We start from the raw sequence: 9,349 nt of genomic DNA, 5'->3' as shown, positions 1-9,349 counted from the left end.
CAGCAATAGCCGCCATGTCAGCGGCAGCTTGCCGCTAAACAACCCGGCCAACAATGTATCCAGTATTTCTACTGGTGCGGTTTCATTACCATGAATGCCCGCAGACAAAACCAGCGAACGCTCAACCGGAACAACCGGCGTCAGCTCCAGCATGCCATGCCCGATCCATTGCCAGTCAAAACCGTGAGCTTTCCCCCGGGTGGCATCTGGCGAATCCCCCGCAAGCGTCAGCGCAAGGAAATTATCCATGGCGTGTACACTCCTGCTGGAAGGGATACACCGAACCGAGGTTGAGTAATTGCGTCAACGTATCCAGCGCTTCACGCCCTTCACGCAGCAACTGCGGGTCAGCAAGGTCTGCCGCGGTAAGACGATCGCGATAGTAACGATCAACCCAGTTATTCAGCGTGTTAAACAGCACATCATTCATGAGAACCGCCGGGTTCACCGCCTGCTGTTCCTGCAAGGTGAGCACCACTCTCAGGCGCAAGCATGCCGGACCGCCGCCGTTGGACATACTTTCACGCAGATCGAATACCCGCAGATCATCGATCGGATTGTCTTCCTCGAGAAGACGGTTCAGATACCGCCACACACCAGCATGCTCCCGGCACTCCTGCGGCAGGACCAGCATCATCGAACCGTCATCACGACTCAGCAACTGACTGTTAAACAGATAGGTGGTCACCGCATCCTGCACTGACACTTCCGCAGTCGGGACTTCCAGCGCCGTAAATCCCGCCACCTGGCTATGCAACTGCTGTAACAAAGCCTGCTGGTTGGCAAACGCCAATTCATGGCAAAACAGCACCTGACGATTTGATACCGCAATAACATCGTTATGAAACACACCAAGATCGATAACATCCGGGTTTTGCTGAGCAAAGATAATCTGATTAGGGTTCACCTGATTCAGGCGCGCAACAGCCTCGCTGGCTTCTCGGGATTGCCTTGCCGGATAGCGCTTCGGATGCGCGCCGTTGCCCTCTTCACGACCATAGACAAACACCTGTATGCCGGGGTCGCCGTAATCACCACCGAGACGGTTATGGTTTGCCGCGCCTTCATCACCCAGTAACGCAACCTGTGGCAATGCACTATGGACCGTAAAGCGGCTCTCATCGCGGAAGATCGCGCTTAGCAACGCTTCTGTGGTTGGCGCTTCCAGTGAACGGTGGAACTTGTTATTCAGATTCGCGACCGTCAGATGCACTTTTCCGTCCAGCGAATCTGCCGAAGGACAGACCGTTGCCGCATTCGCCACCCACATCGGCGAAGCGGAACTGGCACTGGAGAGCCAGTGAGGTGCCTGCCGTGCCACCTTTTCCAGTACCTGCTCATCACTGCCGCTAAATCCCAACTGCCGTAGCACCGGAATATAAGGCCGCTCATGGGGCGGGATCACCGCCTGGGGAAATCCCGCATCCGCCAGCGCTTTCATCTTTAGCAAACCCTGTTTCGCCGCCAGACGAGGGTTCGACACCTGAAAACGGTGTTTGGTTGAGGCCTCATTACCAAATGACAATCCAGCATAGTGGTGGGTCAGTCCCACCAGACCATCAAAATTAATCTCACGGGCTTTCATCGCTTATCCTCACGAGAAAAATCCAGCCCGGGGCTAAGCGCCGTTGGCAGCGTTAAGGCTGGTGATTCCAGACTTGCCATCGGCCAGGCACAATAATCTGCGGCATACCACGCACTCGCACGATGGTTGCCTGAGGCACCAATCCCACCAAACGGTGCAGTGCTTGCCGCGCCGGTTAGCGGCTTATTCCAGTTGACGATCCCTGCCCGCGCCTCCAGCAGCAATTGATCAAATTGGCTGCGATCGGGTGAAACTAACCCACACGACAGTCCAAAGCGAGTGTTGTTCGCCATGCGAATCGCGTCATCAAAGCTGTCATAGCGCCAGACGCCAAGCAGAGGGCCAAAAACCTCTTCATCAGGTACATTCGCCGCCCCGGTCAGTTCAATGATTCCAGGGGTCAGCAGTGACGTTCCGGCTTTCACCAGACGCGGTGCTAACAGGGTACGGCCACCTAACGATGCGAGACGCTGCCAGGCATCATAGACATGCTGCGCGGCCTGTTCGGAAATCAGCCCGCCCATAAACGGCTGCGGTTCTGCATCCCAGTTACCGGGCATTAAACGCTGGCTGACCTCCACCAGACGCGCCAGGAAGGCATCACCCTGCGCGCCTTTTTTAACTAACAGGCGGCGGGCGCAGGTACAGCGCTGTCCGGCGGTAACAAACGCAGATTGAATGGTCAGATGCACGGCGGCATCAATATCTTCCGGGTTCTCGATAATCAGCGGGTTGTTCCCTCCCATCTCGAGAGCGAGGATTTTTTCTGGCTGGCCAGATAACTGTCGATGCAGGTGATAACCGGTATTGGCGCTGCCGGTAAACAGCAGACCATCAAGGTCTTCCAGCGCGCTCAGGGCCTGCCCCGTTTCACGCCCGCCCTGTACCAGGTTCAGCACGCCCGGCGGTAATCCCGCCTGCGCCCACAGCTTTGCCACGGCTTCACCGGTCCACGGCGTCAGCTCGCTGGGTTTGAAAATCAACGTATTGCCAGCCAACAACGCCGGAACGATATGACCATTAGGTAAATGACCGGGGAAGTTATACGGGCCAAACACGGCCAGAACACCGTGTGGGCGATGACGTAACGTCGCAGCGCCATCTGGCAGCGCGTTATGCTGTTCCCCGGTACGGGTGTGATACGCCTTCACTGAGATGGCAATTTTATTGATCATCGCCGTCAGCTCGGTTGCTGCTTCCCAGCGCGGCTTGCCGGTTTCCCGTGCAATGATCGCCGTCAGTTCTGCTTTATTACTCTCCAGCAGCGTCGCGAATTTCTCGACAATGTCCTGACGCGCGGCAAAAGACTGTCTTGCCCAGCCCGGAAAAGCCGTACGCGCTGCGTGGCACGCCTGCGCCACCTGAGTTGCATCGGCATCATTACCCTGCCACAGCACATCTCCGCTGACGGGATTGGTTTTCACCCGACGCTCGCCGAGCCCTGTTACCCAGTCGCCGTTTATCCATAATGTCATGCTGCTTTCTCCTCTGCACAAAGACGCACAAAACGTACATGGTCACCCGCGTGACATTTCAGGGCGTCCAGTTGCGCTGCCGTCAGCACCAGTCGTTGGGTATTCGGGTCGGCACGCACTAACATGACGCGGAAGTTTTGGTAATTTTCATTAGCCACCAGACAAGCCGGATAATCGCCGGTTGCTGGCTGACCTTCCGCCACTTCCACCAGCCTGCTTTTACGAATCGCCCGTACCCGGTCAATATCGCATTCCAGCGTCGGCCCGCCGTCGAAAATATCGACATAGTTACGGTAGCGAAACCCCTCTTTCTCCAGCACCGCACGGGCTGGCGCCGTTTGCGGATGCACTTCGCCAATCACGCTTTGTGCTTCTTCCGACAGGAAGTGGGTGTAAATAGGGTGTTTAGGCATCAGCTCAGCAATAAAGGCTTTTTGTCCGGTGCCACAGAGAAAATCTGCGCGGCTGAATTCCATTGAAAAAAAACGTTTTCCGAGGCTTTGCCAGAACGGTGAATAACCGTGTTCATCAATGACACCCCGCATCTCTGCAACGACTTTTTCGTTAAAACGGTCACGAAACGCGGCCATGAACATAAAGCGCGACTTCGACAACAAATAGCCGTTACCTTCTTTACGCCAGTCCGGATCGAGAAACAGCGTGCAAAGCTCACTGCTTCCGGTGTGATCGTTACTGAGAAACAGCGTCGGCAATGCGTTATAGACATTCAACTCTTTCGAGGCATGCACCAGAGTACCGACCCGATAGTTGTACCAGGGATCGTTAAGTCCTACCGCCACCTCAATGGCGCAAATCCCCGCCACAGTTCCGCTGGCGCTGTCTTCCAGCACAAACACATATCCCTGCTCACTTTTGGGCAACTCACCGCGCCAGGTTTGTAGCGAACGTTCGATACGCGCCATCAGCGTCGCTTCATTCGCCGGTAGCGAGGTCAATCCGCCGCCGGTCTTACCGGCAAGCTGCATCAACGCGGTGATATCAGCACGTTCAATGGGACGAATCACCATCATGATGAACCTCCTGCTTTAATGCGTTCGCAGGCCAGCGCAAAGCGATCCAGCCCGGTTGCCACCTCTTCATGGCTGACGTTTAACGCTGGCGCGAAACGCACCACGTTAGCGCCGGCAATCAGTACCATCACCCCTGCATTGGCCGCTTCTTGCGAGATGAGTTTTGCTTTCCCGGCATATTCCGCATTCAGTACGCAGCCGATCAGCAGTCCAAGCCCACGAATTTCGCTAAACAGTCCAAAACGTTCGTTAATGGCGTTAATACGTTCCACAAACCAGTCATGACGCTGTTTCACACCATTGAGGACTTTCGGCGTGTTAACAATTTCCAGCAGCTTACCCGCTACGGCAGTGGCTAATGGGTTTCCGCCGTAAGTTGTACCGTGAGTGCCCACGGTCATCACGCTGCTGCAACGTTCTGTGGTCAATAACGCCCCAATAGGAAAACCACCGCCAAGGGCTTTGGCCGTCGTCAGCAGGTCTGGCGTCACACCATAGTGCATATAGGCATACAGTTCGCCGGTACGGCCAACCCCGGTCTGAACCTCATCAAAAATCAGCAGCGCATTATGGCGATCGCATAATTCACGCAACCCCTGCAAAAACGCGTTTGTTGCCGGCACCACGCCGCCTTCGCCCTGGACAGGCTCGACGATGACCGCACAGGTCGTGTCATCAATCAACTGGCTGGCAGAATCGAGATCGTTATACACGGCATGGCGGATATCCGGCGGCAGCGGCGCGAAATCCTGTGAATAGGCGGGCTGACCACCGGCGCTGACGGTAAACAGCGTGCGGCCATGGAATGCATTTTTAAACGCCACAATCCCGCTCTTCTGGCTGCCAAAACGATCGTGGGCATATTTACGCGCCAGTTTTAGTGCCGCTTCGTTGGCTTCTGCGCCGGAGTTACAGAAGAAAATGCGCTCGGCAAAGGTGGCGTCAATCAGCTTTTTCGCCAGACGCAATACCGGCTCGTTGGTGTAGCCATTTCCTGTATGCCAGAATTTACTCGCCTGGTCGTTTAATGCCTCGCGCAATGCCGGATGGGCGTGACCCAGCGCGTTAACCGCAATGCCTCCCGCGAAATCGATATACTCTTTACCCTGCTGATCCCACAGACGTGAACCTTCACCCCGCACCGGAATAAAAGGGGCCGGAGCGTATACAGGCATCATCCATTCATCAAAATTTTCACGCGTAATTGACAGAGACATAGCGACCTCAACGGTAAATAAAAGGTTATTTATATGTTAATAAATATAGTGTTTGCGGTGTAAATGTAGATTGCAGGGTTCGTGCCAGCCAGCGAAAAAAGTGCATAAATGGAGGTCGAGGACGGAATATCAACAGGTTACAACACGGCAATATTCACTACATGTGCATATAAAGTGAATATGTTTGCGCATCAGGCGACTAAACAGAGGAAAAAACGCAGTTTTATTCAGTCGCCAAATATAATTCTGGAATTGTGATCGTATACGAAATTTATCGGAAATTATTGCCCCATAGCGACGCGCTTCGCGCCAAAACGGTGCAGTTTTTGCGCCATCGTTAACACCATTAGCAATCATTGTTGGAATCAGGTGACAAGAAGCAGTCAGTTCGTGGAAATTCTGCTACCATCCTTGCACTATTCATCTTACAAAGTGGCAGCGACTATGAAATTTGTCTCTTTTAATATCAACGGCCTGCGTGCCCGTCCTCATCAACTGGCAGCCATTGTCGAAAAACACCAACCGGATGTGATTGGCTTACAGGAGACAAAAGTTCACGACGATATGTTCCCTCTCGAAGAGGTAGCAAAACTGGGTTACAACGTTTTCTATCACGGTCAGAAAGGCCATTATGGTGTGGCGCTGTTGACCAAAGAGACGCCGATTGCAGTGCGCCGTGGTTTCCCAAATGATGACGAAGAGGCGCAACGCCGTATCATTATGGCGGAGATCCCGTCTCCGCTTGGCAACATCACCGTCATCAACGGCTACTTCCCACAGGGCGAAAGCCGTGACCATGAAACTAAATTCCCGGCGAAAGCGGCGTTCTATCAGAACTTACAAAACTATCTGGAGACTGAACTGAAACGCGATAATCCGGTGCTGATCATGGGTGATATGAATATCAGCCCAACCGACCTGGATATCGGCATCGGTGAAGAGAATCGCAAACGCTGGCTGCGTACCGGGAAATGTTCCTTCCTGCCAGAAGAACGTGAGTGGATGGAACGTCTGTTAGGTTGGGGGCTGGTGGACACCTATCGTCACGCGCATCCTGATAAAAACGACCAGTTCTCGTGGTTTGATTACCGCTCGAAAGGCTTCGACGATAACCGTGGTCTGCGAATTGATCTGCTGCTGGCAAGCAATCCGCTGGCGGAACGTTGCGAAGAAACGGGTATCGACTATGAGATCCGGAGCATGGAAAAACCGTCCGACCACGCGCCAGTGTGGGCAAAATTCCGCGTCTAATTATCTGCATTTTTTCGCTCTCCGGGCCTCGCCTGGAGAGTCAGTATATTCTGTGCAAAATCAAAAAAGCGGCGGTAATACATTGTTGCGAGCGGGATTTTACTATATCTTCGCGCGCACTTTTCGCTGGTGAAAACGCATCATTGCCCACGGATTTACAGGAGACCCCCCATGAAAAAGAAGTTCGCATAAGGCAGAATACCGACTGCTGATTGTGGCAGTGCTGTTCTGCTCCCTGGCTGGGGTTTTCCACTATTTTGGTCTGTCTGACCTGATAACCAATCTCCATCATTTGCAAGATGTCATCCACCAAAGCGGGCTGTTCGGCTACGCGCTTTATATTCTACTATTTATCGTTGCGGCGCTGTGCCTGATACCCGGCAGCATCCTGGTGATCGTCGGCGGTGTGCTGTTTGGCCCCGTGGCAGGGACGCTTATCTCGTTAGTGGCAGCAACCGTGGCCTCGGCGCTGTCGTTTTTGCTGGCTCGCTGGCTTGGACGGGATCTGCTCCTGAAATACGTTGGGCACACGACAATGTTTCAGGCTATCGAAAAAGGCATTGCCCAAAGCGGAATAGACTTTCTGATCCTGACCCGTCTCGTTCCACTGTTTCCTTATAATATTCAAAACTATGCTTACGGGCTGACTGCCATTCCGTTCTGGTCATTTACTCTGATTTCAGCTATCACCACGTTACCAGGTATCTTTATCTATACGCTGATGTCACACGAACTCGCCAGTGAAGGCATCACCTGGGCGTTTATCGTTAAACTCAGTATTGCAGGCATTGCCTTGTTTGCCCTCGTGCAGGCGGCAAAAGCCTGGGCCCGATACAAACATGTCGACCCCTCTGCAAATCGAGAGCTTGCCGGTAAATGAGAACGCTGAATAAAACGCAGACCAGAAAGTATTGCCGGGCTGGGTTCATTGCCCTGTTGGTAGTCGCGTTGATAGCGTGGGCATGGTTGCCCGACGTGAGAGACTTTCTTACGCAGAGCCTGACTGCGTTTACCACGCTCGATCAGCATGCCATTGAGAATTTCATTCGTTCTTACGGAACCCAGGCGGCGGTCGTTTCATTCTTCCTGATGATCTTGCAGGCCATCGTCGCCCCGCTTCCCGCTTTTGTGATCACCTTTGCCAACGCCTCGCTGTTTGGCGCATTTTGGGGCGGCATACTGTCCTGGAGCAGTGCGATGGCAGGTGCGGCGCTGTGCTTTTTTATTGCCCGTATTTTAGGTCGCGGTGCGGTAGAAAAGCTGACCGGAAAAACGGTGCTGAACAATATGGACGCTTTTTTCGAGCGCTATGGCAAGCACACCATTCTGGTCTGTCGCCTGTTACCTTTTGTACCGTTCGATCCGGTAAGCTACGCGGCAGGCCTGACCTCAATTCGGTTTCGCCATTTTTTCATCGCCACCGGCATCGGTCAGTTACCGGCTACTATCGTCTATTCCTGGGCGGGTAGCCTGTTAACCGGCGGTACATTTTGGTTTGTAACCGGCCTGTTCATCCTGTTCGCTCTGAGCGTAATAATTTCAGTGGCGAGAAGCCTTTATCTTGAACATCAACGAAAAAAAACCTGAGACTTCCCCCATTTTTAGCCATGGAGATACTATGCGTTACTGCTTATTGTGCCTGAGTTTAATGCTCTGTCCGCTGGCGACGTTTGCCCAGAACGACGGCTGGCAACAAATCAAAAATGATGCCCGCGGTCAGACGGTGTGGTTCAACGCCTGGGGTGGCGACAATGCAGTTAACCAGTATCTCGACTGGGTTAGCGGTGAGATGAAAACGCACTACGCCATTAACCTGAAAATCGTACGCCTGGCAGATGCCGCCGACGCTGTAAAACGCATCCAGACGGAAGCGGCATCCGGGCGAAAAACAGGCGGCTCTGTCGATTTATTGTGGGTTAACGGCGAAAACTTCCGCACCCTGAAAGAAGCCGGGCTGCTGCAAACTCAGTGGGCGCAAACGCTGCCTAACTGGCGCTATGTTGATACCCAGAAACCGGTGACCGAAGATTTCTCCGTTCCGACGGAGGGAGCTGAATCACCGTGGGGCGGTGCCCAACTCACCTTCATTGCCCGGCGCGATCTCACCGCGCAGCCGCCGCAATCTCCGCAGGCACTGCTTGAATTTGCGCAGGCGCACCCTGGCACGGTGACCTATCCGCGCCCGCCAGACTTTACCGGCACGGCGTTTCTGGAGCAGTTGTTAATATCGCTCACCACCAAACCACAAGCATTGAAAGTTACGCCAGATGCAGCGACATTCGCCGACGTTACCGCGCCATTGTGGCTTTATCTTGATACCTTGCACCCTGTACTTTGGCGTGAAGGCAAAGATTTTCCACCCACGCCTGCGCGAATGGATGCACTGCTCAATAGCGGTACCCTGCGTTTATCATTGACCTTTAATCCGGCCCATGCATTGCAAAAAGTAGCCAGCGGCGAATTGCCTAAAAGCAGCTACAGTTTTGGTTTCTCACAGGGCATGCTCGGCAACGTGCACTTTGTTGCTATTCCGGCGAATGCCCGCGCCAGTGCCGGAGCAAAAGTCGTGGCAAACTTCCTGCTTTCGCCCGAAGCACAACTGCGTAAAGCCGACTCAACTGTCTGGGGAGATCCTTCGGTGCTTGATCCACAAAAATTACCTGTCGAACAGCGTGATGCGCTGCTGGCGCGGATCCCGCAAGGACTCCCTGCCGTTCTGCCGGAACCGCATGCTGCCTGGGTAAACGCTCTGGAACAAGAATGGCTACGCCGCTACGGTACGCATTAATT

The 9,349-nt window shown here is 53.7% G+C and carries 9 protein-coding genes; 4 read left to right on the top strand and 5 right to left on the bottom strand.

Annotation, left to right across the window (positions count from 1 at the left end):
- From FDX03_RS23560 to FDX03_RS17530, 5 genes are all read right to left on the bottom strand, one after another.
- On the bottom strand, nucleotides 1-249 hold a 249-nt coding region (locus FDX03_RS23560), incomplete at its 3' end, for a succinylglutamate desuccinylase/aspartoacylase family protein (protein ID WP_249357096.1).
- The gene (gene astB / locus FDX03_RS17545) at nucleotides 242-1,585 is read right to left on the bottom strand and encodes an N-succinylarginine dihydrolase (protein WP_137346328.1); all 1,344 of its coding nucleotides are present in this window, start codon (nucleotides 1,583-1,585) and stop codon (nucleotides 242-244) included. The genes astB and FDX03_RS23560, both read right to left, overlap by 8 nt.
- On the bottom strand, nucleotides 1,582-3,060 hold the full coding sequence (astD, locus tag FDX03_RS17540) for a succinylglutamate-semialdehyde dehydrogenase (RefSeq protein ID WP_137346327.1): 1,479 nt from the start codon (nucleotides 3,058-3,060) through the stop codon (nucleotides 1,582-1,584). Before astD ends, astB begins: the two co-directional genes overlap by 4 nt.
- Nucleotides 3,057-4,091 carry an arginine N-succinyltransferase gene (gene astA / locus FDX03_RS17535; protein WP_101741722.1) on the bottom strand — a complete coding sequence of 345 codons (1,035 nt, stop codon included), beginning with the start codon at nucleotides 4,089-4,091 and terminating at the stop codon, nucleotides 3,057-3,059. Before astA ends, astD begins: the two co-directional genes overlap by 4 nt.
- Nucleotides 4,088-5,308, bottom strand: a complete 1,221-nt coding sequence (locus FDX03_RS17530) for an aspartate aminotransferase family protein (protein WP_137346326.1) — start codon at nucleotides 5,306-5,308, stop codon at nucleotides 4,088-4,090. Before FDX03_RS17530 ends, astA begins: the two co-directional genes overlap by 4 nt.
- Nucleotides 5,309-5,752: 444 nt before the next feature.
- Between FDX03_RS17530 and xthA the strand changes: the two genes are divergently transcribed.
- The 4 genes from xthA (at nucleotide 5,753) to FDX03_RS17505 (ending at nucleotide 9,347) form a co-directional block, all read left to right on the top strand.
- Nucleotides 5,753-6,559 (top strand): exodeoxyribonuclease III, encoded by an 807-nt coding sequence (xthA, locus tag FDX03_RS17520; protein ID WP_116360166.1) that lies wholly within the window; start codon nucleotides 5,753-5,755, stop codon nucleotides 6,557-6,559.
- A gap of 223 nt (nucleotides 6,560-6,782) precedes the next feature.
- On the top strand, nucleotides 6,783-7,439 hold the full coding sequence (locus FDX03_RS17515; protein WP_170973110.1) for a TVP38/TMEM64 family protein: 657 nt from the start codon (nucleotides 6,783-6,785) through the stop codon (nucleotides 7,437-7,439).
- On the top strand, nucleotides 7,436-8,146 hold the full coding sequence (locus tag FDX03_RS17510; RefSeq protein ID WP_116360167.1) for a TVP38/TMEM64 family protein: 711 nt from the start codon (nucleotides 7,436-7,438) through the stop codon (nucleotides 8,144-8,146). Before FDX03_RS17515 ends, FDX03_RS17510 begins: the two co-directional genes overlap by 4 nt.
- 31 nt (nucleotides 8,147-8,177) lie before the next feature.
- The gene (locus tag FDX03_RS17505) at nucleotides 8,178-9,347 is read left to right on the top strand and encodes an ABC transporter substrate-binding protein (RefSeq protein ID WP_048211896.1); all 1,170 of its coding nucleotides are present in this window, start codon (nucleotides 8,178-8,180) and stop codon (nucleotides 9,345-9,347) included.
- The last annotated feature ends 2 nt before the right edge of the window (nucleotides 9,348-9,349 follow it).

The organism is Citrobacter sp. wls827 (assembly GCF_005280875.1).
Classification (GTDB): domain Bacteria; phylum Pseudomonadota; class Gammaproteobacteria; order Enterobacterales; family Enterobacteriaceae; genus Citrobacter; species Citrobacter youngae.
This window is presented reverse-complemented; position numbering and strand designations above follow the sequence as displayed.